Here is a 16,586-nt window from a genome sequence, read left to right on the forward strand (position 1 = left end):
TGATATCCCAAAGCTGAGGAAACCCTTCTTATTTTTGGTCTGTATGAAATTTAGGCTTCTAATCCTTATTTATTTTGCTGTTCTCCCTTCGCTATTGGCTCAGAGATCCTACTCTGGCAATGTGTTGGATTCAAATGATAAGAAGTATTTAGAAGGAGTTTCGGTAGAAGTAATTGGGACGGATCAGCGACAAATCACCAATTCACGTGGTTATTTTTCTGTCAAGGGAGAATTTGGAGACACGTTGCTTGTGTCATTTCCTGGGTTTTTGGAGCAAAAAATTGTGTTAGCAGAGGAGACTTTTCTGCTCATTCTAATTCAGGACAAGGCGAGATTTCTCCCCACATTTGAAGTCAAATCAGAACCTTATGCCTTTCGATTCAAAGACGGCAAACTTGTGCTAATCGATCCTAATGAAGAAAAAAGCCCCTCATCCAGGAGTGGAATTAGTGCAGGATACCTTAATTCTCCAAATCAAACAGGAGGGATTGCCATAGCAGGAGTACTTTCTTCACTTACCAAGAGAGCCAGGCAGGAGCGCGCTTATCAGAAAAAATTGGAATGGGAAAGGAGAAGAGCAGGATACTACGCGGTCATAGAATCTGACACGATCAGGCAAAACCTAATGGTGAAATATCAGTTGCAGCGCTCAGAATGGGATAGAATCATCATCCGATTCAATGAAGGAAATGCCTATCATGAGTTTTTGGATTGGCCCAAAGACAGGGTTTATAACACGCTGAGCGAATTTATCAAGAGAGAAAGCGGATGGAATTAAGACTTTCGCTTGAATGACCATGTGACGTAAAATCTGGCAACTTCTTCGCCTTGTGGATTTTTACCGCTGGAAATCATCCTCAATTTAGCCGTATCATCTGGTGATAAAGGTTCAAGCAGCTCGATCAGTTCTTGCCCTTGATCACAGGTAAAAGTGATAGTTTGATTAGCCTTCTTGAAGTATTCCGCTCTAAAATCCACCACCAACATGGAGTATTTCCCTAGACCACTGATGGCCAATTGACATAATGCCCCCGTACTCAACTCTGCCGCTCCTGCCATAGCAGCAAAATAGATGGAGTTAAAAGGGTTTTGAGTTCTCCATGTAAACGGTATCGTAACGACGCATTTATCAGCATCCAATTCCTTTATTCTAAACTTCCAGAATATAGCTGAGGGAAGTTTGACGAGCATCCCAAACCAAAAATAGAGCGGATTGCTCATTTTTTTTTGGTAGGCCAATGCTGCTGGTTTTAAAGTGTTTTGGGGCTCGAGAATTTCCATAGTTAGTCCAATTGAAATCTTAAAGTAGTAAAAAATGCATTCTGGTATTTAATTTGGAACAATTCAAGAAAAATAAGCCACCATGAAAAAGATAGCATTACTATTCAGCGCCGGATTACTTATGTATGCCTGCGCGAAAGTTCCTCTGACAGGGAGAAATCAGCTCGCATTAGTATCGAATGAAGAGATTCAACCATTAGTGAATGAACAATACGACCAAGTACTAAAAGAAGACAAGGTAGTCACAAACACCCCTGACGGGCAAAAAGTGCTCAAAGTGGGGAATCGCATGGCAAAGGCAGTTGAGAGTTATTTGATTTCTCAGGGATACCAGGAATTAGCTAATTCATTCAACTGGGAGTTTAACTTACTTCAATCGGATCAGGTGAATGCGTGGTGTATGCCTGGCGGAAAGGTCGCATTCTATACCGGAATTATGCCCTTGACTCAGACAGAAACGGGTATTGCTGTGGTCATGGGCCATGAAATAGCCCACGCCGTAGCTTCGCATTCTGCCGAGCGAATGTCTAACGGGATGCTTACAGAGCTAGGAGTAGGGGTTTTGTCCTCTGCGATCGGCCAGAATCCCACCATGACTCAAGCTATATTCCTGCAATCTGTAGGTATAGGAAGTGAGTTGGGAATGTTGAGCTTCTCCAGAAAACATGAGTTGGAAGCAGACGAATTGGGTTTGACCTTTATGGCGATAGCAGGATATGATCCTCGTGAGGCTCCGGTATTTTGGGAGCGAATGCTGCAAAATGAAAATGGCCAAGCACCACCAGAATTTCTTTCTACTCACCCTGCTTCCAAAACCAGAATAGACAAACTAAATAAGCACATGCCTAAGGCATTGGAATTTTATAAAGAGTAACAAAAAACCCGGAGAAGCCTCCGGGTTTTATTTTGATTAGAAAATTGAAAAGCATTTCAGCATCAACTCCAAACTGCTACTTGCTTCAATCATCGGTCGCTAGTCTTCCAAACAAAAAACCTATCTATTGAATTCTCTCAATTTGATCTGGGTAAGTTTCCGTTTGGTGTCGAGCGGGAAATCTCCTCGCATCATCCAATCATAATATCCAGGTTCATCCTTGAGCACTTGAGATACCGGAGTTCCTTTTTGCTTGCCAAAGTTAAAAACCTCCACACCGTCGTTATTGAATACAAAACGTCCGGCTAGATCCACCATCTTTTCGTTGAGCAACTCATGAAGTTTCTTCATGTCATTTTCGAAAATTCCTACTTTATTTCCTTGAAGGTCTTCCATTTCCTCACCCAAGTATCGCTCAACTTGTGCTCTAAAAACGTCCAAAGTCGCAAGCGTGTCTGCTTCAGCAGAGTGCGCATTTTCAAGGTTTTTGCCACAGTAGAACTTATAGGCTGAGGTCAGGTTGCGCTTTTCCATCATGAAAAAGATCTTCTGCGCATCGAGTAGGTTGCGCTTTTCCACGTCAAACTCAATTCCAGCTCTAAGAAACTCTTCCACCAACAGCGGAATGTCATACTTCAAAATATTGAAACCTGCCAGATCAGATTGACCGATAAACTGAACGATCTCTTTTGCCAGCTCCTTGAAGGTACTAGCTTCCTTCACGTCCTTGTCATAAATCCCGTGAATCAGCGATGCCTCCAAGGGGATAGGAATGGTAGGGTTGATTTTTTTAGTATAGATTTCTTGTCCACTATCAGGATTTACTTTCACTATAGAAATCTCCACTATACGATCGGTGGAGATATTTACACCTGTTGCCTCTAGGTCAAAAAATGCGATTGAATTCTTTAAGTTTAATTGCATGGGTTAGTTGAATTTAGCTTTAATCGGCTCCAGGTCCATTTTATCATAAGATCCTGAACTCATCAAAAGTAGGTTAGAATTAGTGTAATCTTGTTCCAAAAGGTATTCTTTCAGGCTTTTGCTATCGGTAAATAATTTTAAATCTGCTCTTTGGAAGCCTGCTCTCAATGTCTCTTCGTCCATTAATTCCAGCTTTTTTAGCGCCACAGCGTGAGGATCGAGATATACAATGGCTACATCAGCAGCTTCCATGGATTTCGCGTAGTTTGGTAAAAACTCCTTGTTCAAGGAGGAATACGTATGCAACTCCTGCACGGCGATAAGCTTTCGGTTTGGAAACTGAGTTTTCACTGCTGATACAGTTGCTTTCAATTTAGATGGCGCATGGGCAAAGTCACGGAAAAGGCTGGAATTATCAGTTTGCACCAACAGCTCCTGACGTTTTGCTGCGCCTTTGAATGTCTGGATACTTTTGTAGAACTGCTCTTTCGTTAGACCCAAAGCCAAGCAAATGTCTAGTGCACCCTTAAGGTTTTGCAGATTGTGCTCTCCGAAAATGAAGATAGGGACCAGTCCGTTCTCCGTTTCCAGAAATGTTTTTCCATCAACAATACGTGCTGGATGAGCCCTGTAGGCGGTTTTCTTAGCAGCTATGGTGCTTTTCTCTGCTGCCTCTTTCACCAAAGGATCCGCTTCGCAGTAGATCAACTCTCCATCCACAGGTGTGAGATTCATCAGCTTGCTGAACTGTTCTTTGTATTCCTCAAAGTCTGGAAAAACATTATAATGATCCCAGGCGATTCCGCTCACCAAAGCAATATCATGCTTGTAATGGAAAAATTTCGGAGTTCTGTCAAGTGGAGAGGTGAGGTATTCGTCACCTTCAATGATGATGACAGGAGCATCAGATAGCTTCACCATCAGGTCAAATCCTTCGATCTGCGCCCCAACCAAGTAATCAAAATCTACATTTTGATCCTTCAGTACGTGCAGAATCACAGAGGTGATAGAAGTTTTGCCATGTGAGCCAGCTACGATCACACGCTTTTTATTTTGACTTTGGTTAAAGATAAACTCAGGGAAGGAGTAAACAGGGATACCGAGTTCCTGCGCTTTCACCAGTTCAGGATTATCTATTCTAGCATGCATTCCTAGAATTATTCCATCTAGGTTGGAGGTGATTTTTTCAGGAAACCAGCCATAATCTGCAGGTAAAATTCCCGCTTTTTCTAATCTCGTTCGAGATGGCTCGTATATCTCATCGTCTGAACCAGTTACCTGATAGCCTTTTTCCACTAGAGCTAAAGCCAGATTGTGCATCACAGCTCCACCGACGGCTATAAAATGATAGTTGTTCATGGGGAAAAATAATTGGATTGAATTATTCTGTAAACTTAAAAATAATAATTGGCTGCTAAGGATTGGTCTATGTTTATTCGACATTTTTAAACAGAAACTCAATTTAATACCTTAGCAAAATAAAGCAAATTTATAGTTGTCACATGAAACTGATCAAGTACCTGCCGTTTCTCACCTTGTTGATTTTCTCCTGTCGCGAAATGGAAGTGCCTATCGTCACCTGCGACGCAGTGGATTACACTCAGCTTTCACAGAACGAGTCAGATTTTGTAGAAGTGGTATTTGGATCAGAATTTGGCGAGGAGGTAGATCGAGTCCGAAAATGGAATAAAGATATACTTATCTACCTTCCTAATGCGCCAGACCAAGTCCTTCAGGAGATTTTGAATGAGGTTATTGATGAAATTAATTTTTTAAGTGAAACTATATCGCTTCGTTTAGTGAATAGTGTAGAGCGAAGTAATTTCATCTTATTTTTTGGCTCCGGTGAAGATTATGTCAAACAATGGGAGCCTTCTGCTGCGAATTTAATAGCATCGAATAGAGGGCTCTTTTCTATAGATTATAATTCAAGCTCTTATGAAATAGTCAGTGGAAATGCTTGGATTGATGTCACGCTTGTTGCGGACTATGCTTGTTTAAAGCATTTGTTGAGGGAGGAGATGACTCAGTCTTTAGGTATGATAAACGATATCTATTCTGACCAAGAAAGCATTTTTTATGGTAACTACAGATGTTTTACCGACTATACAGCTAGAGATAAGGTTTTCATTGCTGAGTTTATGTCTGAAAAGATAAAACCTGGCCAATGTATTAGCCAGGTTTTAGAAAGAATTACTATTGATTAAATCAAGGAATTAAAGTTATTGGCTCAGGTTTTCCATCTCCAAAATAAGGATTGCCATAGAATACTCTAGCATTGATAGAAGTTCCTCTAGGTTCTGTAGTTCTAAATCCAACAGTGAAATCTTGAATGTTTCCTACAGCGACACCATATTGCAAGGCGCCTTCACCGCCAATTGCAAAATCACTGAATTGTGAAGTTGAATACCTGTTATCGATGTCTCTGTTTTCAGCTAGTTTTGTCCAGTTTTTATGGTTACCCACGTACACGTCAATATCTCCTCCAGGACCTCTTCCAACCACGACAAAATTGTCATTTGAAGGGTTGTATTCTACTGCATATGCTTCTTCTAAGTCACCAATTGCTTCAGGTTTTCCATCTCCAAACCATGGATTATTGTAGAATGATCTTGCATTGATAGAAGTTGCTCGTGGCGCTGTTTGTCTAAAACCGATTTTAAAATCTGCAACATTTCCTATGGCTACCCCATATGCTCCGTCAGCTGCCCCAAAAGAAACACCAACGAATTGTTCTGGCGAATATCTATTATCGATATCTCTATTTTCTTGAAGCTGTGTCCAATTATTGTGGTATCCCACATAGACGTCGATAGATCCGCTAGCATTTTTTCCCACAGCTATGAATTTGTCGTTTGTTTGATCATACTCTACTGACAATACTTCTGTCAAGCTACCAATTTGCTTGGGTGCACCGTCTCCAAAATAAGGCTTGTCATAAAATACCCTTGCATTGATAGAAGTGCCTTTTCCATCTTTGTTTCCAACTGCTAGCCCATAGCCTGCTTCTGCCGAGCCGAAAGCTAGAGATACAAATTCAGAGGGGCTGTATCTATTGTCGATATCACGGTTCTCCGCAAGTTTCTCCCATCCGGCTGCCTGAGAACCTGTATATACGTCTATATCTCCAGATTTACTCGTTCCTACGGCTACGTAGATGTCATTAATAAAATCATAGGATACAGATGCCACAGAAGTTAATTCTGTATCGGATCCACCGCCTCCAAGATCATTAGAGATTGGCGTTTCTTCTGCAAGATCTTGGCAGCTGAATGCTACGCTGGCAATAGCAAGTGTTGCCATGATCGACTTTCTTTTCTGACTACTTTTCATTTTCATAATAGTTTAAATGTGTTTGAAATAAAAATAAATGCATTTGCAATTTTAATTGTGTCAGTTTTTTTTCAATTAAAAAAATGTATGAACGGGTATATCTATGGATTATTGGTTAGTGATAACATAAGCTAGGGGTGAATGAACAGTAATGAAAGAAAAACATCTTAGTGAGGAGAACTGAGCTGAATATTTTTGAGTGTCAATTTTTGGACACTACTTTTGATTTTTGAATTTACATGTGAATAACGTGGGCAAAAGTTGTTTAAAACTCTTGCCTATTTCCGAATACATTTGTTCTATGACCGAGAAAAGCAGCAATCCACGAATTACCAGAAATAAACCTACGCATACCAATACAAATCAACTTGGAAAAGTACCGCCTCAAGCCATAGATCTTGAAGAGGCTGTGCTCGGTGCATTGATGCTTGAGAAAGATGCGCTCACTAATGTGATAGATATCCTTAAGGTGGAGAGTTTCTACAAGGATTCTCACCAAAAAATTTTTCAGGCGATTTTAGATCTTTTTACAGAAAGTCAGCCGATTGATTTGCTTACCGTGACTTCTCAGCTTCGCAAAAGCGGTTCGTTGGAAATAGCAGGTGGTGCATTCTATGTCACTGAATTAACTTCAAAAGTAGCCTCGGCTGCCAACATCGAGTACCACGCCCGAATCATTACCGAACAATCCATCAAGCGGGAAATGATCAAAATTGCTTCGGATATTCAGAAGGATGCGTACGAGGAGACGACCGACGTTTTCGAGTTGTTGGATAAAATGGAGCAGAATCTCTTTGAGATATCTGAAAAGAATATCCGAAAGAACTACTCCGATATGAAGTCCATCATGCGGGAAGCGATCATAGAGTTGGAAGCCAGAAAAGGCCAAAAGGATGGTTTGACTGGTGTTCCCTCTGGGTTGACAGCCTTGGATCGGGTGACTTCAGGATGGCAAAAATCGGATCTGGTAATTATTGCGGCTCGTCCAGCGATGGGTAAGACTGCCTTTGTACTTTCTGTGTTGAGAAATGCAGCGGTAGATCACAGTCGTCCTGTGGCTATTTTTTCCCTAGAAATGTCCTCCATCCAGTTGGTAAATCGATTAATTTCTTCTGAAGCTGAATTGGATTCAGAGAAAATCAAAAAGGGTTCTTTGGCCGACCATGAGTGGGCTCAGTTGGTTCACAAGACTGCCAAACTCTCCAAAGCCCCACTTTTCGTAGATGATACCCCAGCACTTTCTATTCTTGAGCTTCGTGCAAAATGTAGAAAGCTAAAAGCGCAACATGACATCCAAATGATCGTGATAGATTACTTGCAGCTAATGTCAGGTGACTCTAAAAGTGGTGGAGGAGGAAATCGAGAGCAGGAAATTGCCAGTATTTCCCGGGCGCTGAAGAAAATCGCAAAGGAATTGGAAGTTCCGGTGATTGCCCTTTCGCAGCTTTCCAGAGCGGTGGAGACCAGAGGAGGGGATAAGCGTCCACAACTTTCGGATTTGAGGGAATCAGGAGCGATCGAGCAAGATGCCGATATGGTCATGTTCCTTTACCGTCCGGAATATTATGGAATCACCGAAGACGAAGACGGGAATTCTACCCAGGGCGTAGGGGAAGTAATTATTGCGAAGCACAGAAATGGTTCTTTGGATAACGTGAAACTTCGATTTATCGGTAGATATACCAAATTTCAGGATTTGGATGGCTTCGGAAATATGCAAGATCCTCAGGGTGGAAATGCTGTTTACAGACCAACATTTGCTGCTCAATCCAGTGGTGTTTCTGAGTTTGACTCTGGAAATACCATCAAGCTTCAAAGCAGAGCCAATAGCGATGATGGAGACGACTTGCTGAGCAGAAATAACTCCGAAGACGCATTTTAACTAGTGTATTGAATCTCTTGGAAGCCATTTAATGAATCACATTGAATAATCTGTTGGGAGACGGAAGATCGGAGACCGGAGACCGAGTGATTTCACTACTAAAGTTAACCATATGATTAGTCGCTTTTAATCTTTACTGATCCATTCTTACTTAACCAGATTATTGAACATCAAAATACCCCTATGAAGGCAATTACATTGGATAGAACTCAAGATTCCAAACTACTTCTTACTGACCTTCAGTCACGAGCCTTGCTTCCAGGTGAAGTAAGAGTTCAAATTAAAGCAGCAGCCTTAAATCATCGTGACGAATGGTGTAGAAAAGGTTTGTATCCTAATATCCAGGATGGAATAGTACTTGGATCTGATGGAGCTGGAATAGTAGCTGAAATAGGAGAGGGAGTAGATGATGAGTGGTTGCAAAAGGAAGTGATTATCAATCCTGCCTTGAATTGGGGAGAAAATCAAAAAGTGCAAAGTGCCTCTTTTGAAATTCTTGGAATGCCTAGAAACGGGACTTTGGCTGAGTCGGTGGTTGTTCCTGTGGATAGACTTCACGATAAGCCTACCCATATGACATGGGAAGAAGCTGCTGCATTGCCACTGGCAGGCTTGACTGCTTTTCGAGCGCTTTCCTATCAGGGTGACATTCAGCAGGGAGAAAATATATTAGTCACGGGTTTTGGTGGTGGCGTGGCTCAATTTGCGGTACAATTTGGGCTCGCACTGGGAGCTAAAGTTTCCACAAGTAGCAGCAGCCCTGAGAAATTGGAAAAAGCTAAATCCTTGGGTGTTGATTATACCTTTGATTACAAGGATGACAATTGGATTTTAAAAGCGCTGGAAATTACCAGTGGCTTTGATGTAATCATAGACAGTGCAGTAGGTGACACATTGAACCATCTGACGCAAGTAGTAAAACCTGGTGGAAAAATTATTTTCTACGGAGCTACTTTGGGCAACCCAAGTAAATTGGAAGCAAGACGAATATTTTGGAATCAAATAAAGATCATCGGAACTACGATGGGTTCAGATCTGGACTTTGAGAACATGCTTTCCTTGGTTTGTGAAAAGAAAATCCATCCGATCATAGATCATGTTTTCAAATTTGAAGAGGCAGAAAAAGCTTTTGACAGAATGCGAGATGGCAAGCAAATGGGCAAAATAGTGTTGGTTCCTTAGCCGGACTAAATCTCCACGTAGGTCTCTCCAAACTCCTTTTTCGCAACGCGATAGATTTCATTCTTTTCTGTCGGGACTACCAGCATGTCACCGGTTTTACAAATCATGCTGTCCTTCCATGGCGCCTGAAACTCCAGGATAGTTGTTGCACCCAGCTCCTCAAAATGAGCCTCAGTTACCACCATGCCAAGTATTTCTCCCTTCGGCTGATAGCATCCCCAGCCTTTTTCCAATGCTTGAACGATTGTGTATTTCTTTTCAAAAGTCTCCGCTTTTACAAGATACAATTCATTGGTGCTCGTCTGGTTTTCTACTAACCAATCTCCTGATTCGGCGGTGTTTTTGGTTTCTTCCCCATCTGAAGTCTTCGTCACCACCACTTGTCCTGGCTGAGCCTTTTTGGCACGAATCATACGTTTCTTTTTGTAATGTTTTCCACTTTTTTCCAATAGAGGGAGAAAATGAGCAAGCATTTCTTTTTGGCTGATCATCAGGTAGTGGGTTTGGAGTGAAGGATCAAGATAAGAAAATGACTATAAATCTTCTTTCCAGTGATTGAACTTGACTTGAAAATTTTGTTATCGGTCAATTAACCTTTTGGAAGAAGAATAGCTCACCGCTTAGTTACCGATGTTTAAGTTGCGCAAAGTTTTAATTTCTTTCTTATTTTTTACCAACAGCGAAATGGACTAGCAGTCATTTTCTTTTTTGTGAAATCATAAGTCAAGGGATTAAATAATTTGATCTAGATCATATAAGCTCGAGACTAGTTTCTCGAATTATGCCGATATCTATGATTTTTGAAGTAAACATCCGCACTCAATCCATATCATTTTCGAAGAGAAAGTTCTGATAAGCATTCTGAAGTTCTTGCAGTGCTTTGGTATTCTTTTGCTCCCGAGCTAGTTCTATTCCACTTTCAAAAACCACCTTTGACTGATCCAATTCGCCCATTTCAGCAAATAGATGAGCTGCCGGGAAGTAGGTTGCTAAGTAAGTTGGATGCTCCCTTAGCAATTTCGAAAAGAGTGTATTTGCCTCATCTTGATCTTTTTCTCGGAACTCTAGAGCCAAAGCATACCAGTTAAAGGGGTTCTCGGGTTCTTCTTGGGTAAATTGTCTTAGGAGTTGTATCCTGTCCAGATTGCTCATCAATAGTTTTTTTAATTAAGTGCTTACTGTTAATTTCACGAGAAATAAATCTAAACTAATCTAATTCTAAACCAATGAAGATTCTTGTTTGTATCACCCACGTACCCGATACTACCTCTAAGATTCAGTTTACAGCCGACAATACCAAGTTTGATTCTACGGGAGTTCAATATATTATTGGTCCTTACGATGATTATGCCTTGGCTCGCGCTGTTGAATTGAGAGATCAAACTGGAGGCAAATTAACCGTTTTAAATGTAGGGGAGGCGGATTCAGATCCGACTTTGAGAAAAGCCCTTGCAATTGGTGCTGATGATGCTATCCGAGTGAATTCCGTCCCTAAGGATTCCTATTTTGTATCTCAACAGATTGCACATTATGCGAAAGAGGGAGCTTACGATTTGATTTTGATGGGTAGAGAATCCATTGATTTCAATGGAGGAATGGTCCATGGAATGGTTGGCGAACTGCTTGGCATGCCTTCATTTTCTCCAGTAATGAAACTAGACCTAGATGGATCTGTTGTGAAAATGGCTAGAGAAATCGAAGGCGGAAAAGAGATGCTGGAAGCTACTCTTCCGCTAATTGCTGGTTGTCAGGAGCCGATTGCAGAATGGAAAATCCCAAATATGCGTGGAATTATGTCTGCTAGAACGAAGCCTTTGAATGTAGTGGAGCCTGTTTCTCAGGATACGCAAGCTGAAGCCAGTAAATACGAGCTTCCTCCGGCTAAAGGTGCTGTAAAGTTGGTTGATAAAGACAACGTAGCAGAGCTGGTGAAGCTTTTGAAGAACGAAGCAAAAGTACTTTAGAATTAACCCAATAACTTATTATAAATTAAGATAGTATGTCAATTTTAGTATATATAGAACAAGCTGAGGGTAAGGTAAAAAAGACCAGTCTTGAGGCAGTCTCTTTTGCGAATGCTCTCGCAAGACAAACAGGAGAAGGAGATGTAGTTGCAGTAGCTCTTGGTACCATTGGTAACGAAGAATTAGCTGCTATAGGAAAAGCAGGAGCGGCGAAGGTTCTTCACGGCGCAGATAGTAAGTTGGATGCAGGAGTGATTCAAGCGCATGCTTCGGCGGTAGGTCAGGCTTTTGAAAAGGTAGGAGCAAAGACACTAGTCCTAGCCAAATCCTCTTTAGGGGATGCTGTAGCTGCAAGACTTGCCATCAAATTGAATGCAGGCCTAGTTTCCAACGTAGTTGAGTTACCAAAAACTGAGGGTGGATATGTAGTTAAAAGAAGTATTTACACTGGAAAAGCTTTTGCAGAAACAACTGTAACTACTGAGAATAAAATCCTGGCAGTAAAGAAGAACGCGATTGATCTCAAAACTGACGGAGCTGACGCGCAAGTAGAGACTTTCGATGTGACACTAAATGAAGCAGACTTTGCGTCCAAAATCACCTCAACCGAGCGAGCAACGGGCGATGTGCTTCTTCCTGAAGCGGACATCGTAGTGTCTGGTGGTCGTGGATTGAAAGGCCCGGAGAACTGGGGAATGGTGGAAGAAATGGCCAAAATTCTTGGCGCTGCTACCGCGTGTTCCAAGCCAGTTTCTGATATTGGATGGAGACCGCATCACGAGCACGTAGGTCAAACTGGTGTAAAAGTGGCGCCTACCTTGTACATAGCAATAGGAATTTCAGGAGCTATTCAACATCTTGCAGGTGTTAACTCTTCCAAGTGCATCGTGGTGATCAATAAGGATCCAGACGCACCTTTTTTCAAAGCAGCTGACTACGGCATCGTAGGAGATGCTTTTGAAGTTGTACCAAAACTAAACGAGGCATTTAAAGCTGAATTGTAAATTTTTGTGGAAAAACTCATAGAACTTGAGATTTTAGGATTATCGTCCAATCACTCCCAATCCGGGTCATTTACCTTGGTGCTAGGGGAAGTGGGTGGGGCTAGACGTTTGCCGATTGTGATCGGTATGTTTGAAGCTCAGGCGATAGCCCTTGAAATCGAAAAAATCGTTCCTAATCGTCCCATGACGCATGATTTGTTTAAGTCCTTTGCGGCAGGATTCAATTTTGATATCGAAAGAATAGTGATCACAGATATGAAGGAGGGCGTCTATTATGCTAAAATCCAGTGTAAAAGTGACCAACTCGAATCAGATGTGGATGCTCGTCCGTCGGATGCGATTGCGATTGCAATACGATTTGGAAGTCCTGTGTATTGTACTGAAAAAGCTATGTCCGAGGGGGCAGTTGAGCATTATGAAGTAGATAGAAAGGATGAGAAAAATGAGCCAAAGCCTTCCACTCAAAAATTTACAACTAAAAAAGAGCCCTCTTTGAAAGATTTCAGTTTGGATAAACTCAATCAGATGCTCGATAAAGCGATTAACAACGAGGATTATGAGCGAGCAGCCCGTATCCGAGATGAGATCAATAAAAGGAACTAATACGTAATGAAGCCTGAGATTTTCTCGGGCTTTTTTTGTATTTACCACAGAGTTCCCGGACTTTTTCGCAAAGAGCCCGGTGTTGATTTAGTTGAAGTCTGATTTCCAGTTGTCCTGCTTCTCCAGAAGCTGGACTTATAATTACAACATTCTAAGACTGCAATGTTATAAGTTCAAATCAGAAGGCATGAGCAACTTTCGTCACTACCGCTAAATCTGATCACTGAAAACTGAACACTTTTATAACTCCAACATTCACTTTTCACTATCATCTACCAAACCTAGATTGTTTTCTGTGCTAGGGTTACTTATTTTTAGGCCTTATTCGCACTACTTACTGAATGGATTATTTAAGAGGAGTCTTTGGTCTGGCAGTCATCGTTTTGGTGGCTTTTGTTTTTTCAAGTAACAAGAAGAAAATCGACTGGAGATTGGTTGGGATTGGAATACTTCTTCAACTTGTTTTTGGGTTTTTAATTACTCAAGTTCCAGTGGTAGAGTCTGCGTTTGCAATGGTTTCTAGAGGTTTTGTGAAGTTCCTGAGCTTTAGTCAAGACGGAGCTTCCTTTATTTTTGGAGACCTAGCTGGAGATGGCTTTGGTTTTATTTTCGCTTTTCAGGTATTACCAACTATCATTTTTTTCTCTACAGTTTCAGCAGGGTTATACTATTTGGGAATTCTCCAGAAAGTTGTATTTGGTATTGCATGGGTGATGTCAAGGACGATGCGGCTCTCAGGGCCGGAAAGTTTGTCAGCAGCTGGAAATATCTTTTTGGGACAAACAGAAGCACCTTTACTCGTTCGTCCCTTCATCCCTCAGATGAGTAAGTCAGAATTGATGTGCCTGATGACGGGAGGAATGGCGACAATTGCTGGTGGAGTCTTAGCGGGATATGTGGCTTTTCTGGGAGGAGATAGTTTGGAGGAGCAAAGTAAATTTGCTGCCTATTTGCTTGGCGCAAGTATTATGAATGCTCCGGCAGCGATCGTAATGTCCAAGATGTTTATCCCTGAGGTGGAAAAGGAGCGAGTGCAAGATAAGCTCGAGGTGAACGAAGAGGCGATGGGTGTAAACCTGATCGATGCCATGTCGATAGGCGCTTCGGAAGGCTTGAAACTAGCGTTGAACGTAGGCGCGATGCTTTTGGCGTTTATAGCCGTGATCGCAGCAGTTAATTACCTATTGATGGGAATCTTGGGTGATGTTACTGGCTTAAATGAATTTGTGGTAAGAACCACTAATGGACAGTTCCAAGGGTTTTCTTTGGAATATCTCTTTGGACAGGTATTTAGATTATTTGCCTGGGTGATAGGAGTGGAGTGGGCTGATACGCTTCAGGTTGGATCTTTACTAGGACAGAAAACCGTCATTAATGAATTCGTAGCTTATTTGAGCCTTTCTGAAATGAAGGAAATGGGGAGCCTCAGTCCCAAGTCTATTGTGATCGCCACTTATGCCCTTTGTGGATTCTCTAACTTCAGTTCCATAGCAATTCAATTAGGTGGAATCGCCATTATCGCTCCAAATCAGCAAGCAAATATTAGCCGATTAGGGCTGAAATCATTACTTGCAGCATCGCTTGCCTGTCTGATGACAGCTACGATTGCGGGGATGTTGTTTGGGTAGGTTTTTGGAGTTCCTACGATTTTTACAAGGTAAAAAAAGCACCTCGCTCTTTCAGTGCTTTTATTCCAACCAAATCATTCTAAAACCCATTCCTGAAGAGTTGGGCTTTGCTGTTCAGGGCTTTCAGTCCTTATACTCCAGATGTTAGCTTGTGACTTCAGAATGGAATTCATTTTTAGATTTTCTATCTAGGACTATCAGAAAAAAGAGGTGAAAAATGAGATGCATTTACATCCCACTTTTCACCTCTTACTTTTCACAAATTTTACAACTTACAACAGTTACTTATCTCCGTAAAGTTTTTTCCCAGCTTCCTCATACTTATCACCTGCAACCCACATAGGTTGTTCGGCAGCATTTGCGATGTTTTGCGCAGCTAGAATATACGATTTCCAGTATAGTGTCACATAATCCAGATCCATGGAATCCACATGGTCACCTGCTTTGTGATAGTATTTGTTGATCTCATCATCAAATGCGGTAAAACCCAAGCTGAAAGTAGGAGCTGGGATACCTTCTTTGGCGAAGTTCACATTATCCGATCTGTCGTAAAGTCCTTGTTCCGGAGCAGGGTCAGCGATTGCTTTCAAACCGAAATCTGAAACTGCTTCTGCTACCAAATCATCAGCAGTAGTTCTTCCCAAACCGATTACGGTAATAATAGATGTGTCATTGTAACCAGCACCATCTATATTCAAGTTGTAAACTATCTGATTTAAAGGGATTAGCGGATTGCTTGCAAAATATCCACTACCCAACAATCCTTTTTCCTCAGCCGTCCAAAGTGCCAAAAGAATGGATCTTTTTGGTGGATTTTTGGCGAAAAACTTAGCTGCATTCATTACGGCCACAGTTCCAACGGCATTGTCCCGAGTTCCATTGTAAATAGAATCGCCAGAAGCATCGGGAGTACCAATTCCTACGTGATCGTAATGTGCAGAAAGCATAACATATTCATTTTTCAGGTCCTTGTCCGTTCCTTCAATCCAGGCAAGTACATTTTTGCCGTCAACTGAGGTGTTGATTTTTCCTTCTATAGAAAGTGTAGCGTCCACCTTTCCAGCTGTCAATTGCTCTTTGAAGGTGTTTTTCACATCTTCGATCCAGATGTAAGGCATTTTGCTGGATTCTCCATTATCTATTACCAACTGAGTGCGATTCAAATAATTGGAAATCAATGCCCATGGAATAGAAGGAATGTTGAATCTCTCAATCACTCCCACAGCACCTGCAGCTTCAGCCAATTTTGCTTTCTCAGCCCCTAGGCTGAACAAATCCGCTGGACTCATTCTATCTGGCGCACCTACGTTGGTCAATAGAATTTTGCCTTTTAGGTCTTTTCCTTCCAAATCAGCAGCCATTCCAAAGCCTACATCTACTAACTCATAGGTACCAGATATAGCGTCTCCATTGATCACGAGCATGTTTTTTCCTTGAGAGTACTCAGTCTCTTTCACCTTGATTTCACCTCTGCTAGGTGGGGATGACTTCATAAATGGAATATTCTGAAAATACCCCTCGCCTCCAGGAACTGGCTTTGCACCAGCTGCTTCTAGCTCTTTTGCAATAAAGTCATAGGCTAAGGCCATTTCTGGTGTGCCAGGATCCCTGCCTTTCAGTTCGTCAGAAGCTAGGTAAGTCAAATCAGCAATTGCATCTTTTTCGTCAAACTTCTTGTCAATTTTCTTCTTCTGTGCTTCAGCTACGATAGTCACTGATAGCATTAGGCTGAGACCTAAAAGTAATTTTTTCATGTGCTTACTAGTTGTTTTGGATAGGATGAATCCAACCTTAGAGTGAGTAAAACCAATGAGTGATGCACTACTTTGGTGAGGTTAGTTTGGATTAATCTCATTTATTTTGACTTCTAAAGTAATTCAATTTTAGGAAACAAATGGCTCTAATAAGTTG

Annotated in this window: 16 protein-coding genes; 9 read left to right on the forward strand and 7 right to left on the reverse strand. The window is 41.5% G+C overall.

What is annotated here, in order from left to right; all coding sequences use genetic code 11:
* Positions 1 to 43: 43 nt before the first annotated feature.
* The gene (locus tag ABJH64_RS18920) at positions 44 to 778 is read left to right on the forward strand and encodes a carboxypeptidase-like regulatory domain-containing protein (protein ID WP_348299099.1); all 735 of its coding nucleotides are present in this window, start codon (positions 44 to 46) and stop codon (positions 776 to 778) included.
* On the opposite strand, the gene ABJH64_RS18925 is transcribed toward ABJH64_RS18920, so the two are convergent.
* Complete coding sequence (locus tag ABJH64_RS18925; RefSeq protein WP_348275806.1) at positions 775 to 1,281, reverse strand: DUF4442 domain-containing protein; 507 nt, start codon at positions 1,279 to 1,281, stop codon at positions 775 to 777. The genes ABJH64_RS18920 and ABJH64_RS18925 overlap by 4 nt on opposite strands.
* Before the next feature lie 82 nt (positions 1,282 to 1,363).
* Here ABJH64_RS18925 and ABJH64_RS18930 point away from each other — a divergent pair, with 82 nt between their 5' ends.
* Positions 1,364 to 2,155, forward strand: coding sequence for a M48 family metallopeptidase (locus ABJH64_RS18930; protein ID WP_348275805.1), 792 nt, complete (start codon positions 1,364 to 1,366; stop codon positions 2,153 to 2,155).
* Positions 2,156 to 2,275: 120 nt separating this feature from the next.
* Here ABJH64_RS18930 and ABJH64_RS18935 read toward each other — a convergent pair whose 3' ends face one another.
* Together ABJH64_RS18935 and ABJH64_RS18940 are read right to left on the reverse strand one after the other, a co-directional pair.
* Positions 2,276 to 3,079, reverse strand: a complete 804-nt coding sequence (locus tag ABJH64_RS18935) for a 3'-5' exonuclease (RefSeq protein WP_348275804.1) — start codon at positions 3,077 to 3,079, stop codon at positions 2,276 to 2,278.
* Positions 3,080 to 3,082: 3 nt separating this feature from the next.
* Entirely contained in the window at positions 3,083 to 4,438 is a 1,356-nt protein-coding gene (locus ABJH64_RS18940; protein WP_348275803.1) for a Mur ligase family protein, read from the reverse strand.
* Between the two features lie 143 nt (positions 4,439 to 4,581).
* Here ABJH64_RS18940 and ABJH64_RS18945 point away from each other — a divergent pair, with 143 nt between their 5' ends.
* Positions 4,582 to 5,286, forward strand: coding sequence for a DUF2927 domain-containing protein (locus tag ABJH64_RS18945; RefSeq protein WP_348299102.1), 705 nt, complete (start codon positions 4,582 to 4,584; stop codon positions 5,284 to 5,286).
* A gap of 1 nt (position 5,287) precedes the next feature.
* On the opposite strand, the gene ABJH64_RS18950 is transcribed toward ABJH64_RS18945, so the two are convergent.
* Positions 5,288 to 6,412, reverse strand: a complete 1,125-nt coding sequence (locus ABJH64_RS18950) for a hypothetical protein (RefSeq protein ID WP_348274282.1) — start codon at positions 6,410 to 6,412, stop codon at positions 5,288 to 5,290.
* A 301-nt stretch (positions 6,413 to 6,713) separates the two neighbouring features.
* Here ABJH64_RS18950 and dnaB point away from each other — a divergent pair, with 301 nt between their 5' ends.
* Both dnaB and ABJH64_RS18960 read left to right on the forward strand, forming a co-directional pair.
* Positions 6,714 to 8,294 carry a replicative DNA helicase gene (gene dnaB / locus ABJH64_RS18955; RefSeq protein WP_348274281.1) on the forward strand — a complete coding sequence of 527 codons (1,581 nt, stop codon included), beginning with the start codon at positions 6,714 to 6,716 and terminating at the stop codon, positions 8,292 to 8,294.
* Positions 8,295 to 8,477: 183 nt separating this feature from the next.
* Positions 8,478 to 9,476 (forward strand): zinc-binding dehydrogenase, encoded by a 999-nt coding sequence (locus tag ABJH64_RS18960; protein WP_348274280.1) that lies wholly within the window; start codon positions 8,478 to 8,480, stop codon positions 9,474 to 9,476.
* Between the two features lie 5 nt (positions 9,477 to 9,481).
* Here the strand turns inward: ABJH64_RS18960 and ABJH64_RS18965 are convergent, their stop codons facing one another.
* Both ABJH64_RS18965 and ABJH64_RS18970 read right to left on the reverse strand, forming a co-directional pair.
* Complete coding sequence (locus tag ABJH64_RS18965) at positions 9,482 to 9,967, reverse strand: hypothetical protein (RefSeq protein WP_348274279.1); 486 nt, start codon at positions 9,965 to 9,967, stop codon at positions 9,482 to 9,484.
* A gap of 328 nt (positions 9,968 to 10,295) precedes the next feature.
* Positions 10,296 to 10,628, reverse strand: coding sequence for a tetratricopeptide repeat protein (locus tag ABJH64_RS18970; RefSeq protein ID WP_348274278.1), 333 nt, complete (start codon positions 10,626 to 10,628; stop codon positions 10,296 to 10,298).
* Between the two features lie 74 nt (positions 10,629 to 10,702).
* On the opposite strand from ABJH64_RS18970, the gene ABJH64_RS18975 reads away from it, so the two are divergent.
* The 4 genes from ABJH64_RS18975 to ABJH64_RS18990 all read left to right on the forward strand — a co-directional run bounded on the left by ABJH64_RS18975 (position 10,703) and on the right by ABJH64_RS18990 (position 14,675).
* Positions 10,703 to 11,440 carry an electron transfer flavoprotein subunit beta/FixA family protein gene (locus ABJH64_RS18975; protein WP_348274277.1) on the forward strand — a complete coding sequence of 246 codons (738 nt, stop codon included), beginning with the start codon at positions 10,703 to 10,705 and terminating at the stop codon, positions 11,438 to 11,440.
* A 35-nt stretch (positions 11,441 to 11,475) separates the two neighbouring features.
* Complete coding sequence (locus ABJH64_RS18980; protein ID WP_348299019.1) at positions 11,476 to 12,444, forward strand: electron transfer flavoprotein subunit alpha/FixB family protein; 969 nt, start codon at positions 11,476 to 11,478, stop codon at positions 12,442 to 12,444.
* A gap of 6 nt (positions 12,445 to 12,450) precedes the next feature.
* Positions 12,451 to 13,047, forward strand: coding sequence for a bifunctional nuclease family protein (locus ABJH64_RS18985; RefSeq protein WP_348274275.1), 597 nt, complete (start codon positions 12,451 to 12,453; stop codon positions 13,045 to 13,047).
* 341 nt (positions 13,048 to 13,388) lie between these two features.
* Positions 13,389 to 14,675, forward strand: coding sequence for a nucleoside transporter C-terminal domain-containing protein (locus ABJH64_RS18990; protein ID WP_348274274.1), 1,287 nt, complete (start codon positions 13,389 to 13,391; stop codon positions 14,673 to 14,675).
* 281 nt (positions 14,676 to 14,956) lie between these two features.
* Here ABJH64_RS18990 and ABJH64_RS18995 read toward each other — a convergent pair whose 3' ends face one another.
* Positions 14,957 to 16,429, reverse strand: coding sequence for a M28 family peptidase (locus ABJH64_RS18995; RefSeq protein WP_348274273.1), 1,473 nt, complete (start codon positions 16,427 to 16,429; stop codon positions 14,957 to 14,959).
* Positions 16,430 to 16,586: the final 157 nt, after the last annotated feature.

The organism is Algoriphagus sp. (assembly GCF_039969895.1).
Lineage (GTDB): Bacteria > Bacteroidota > Bacteroidia > Cytophagales > Cyclobacteriaceae > Algoriphagus.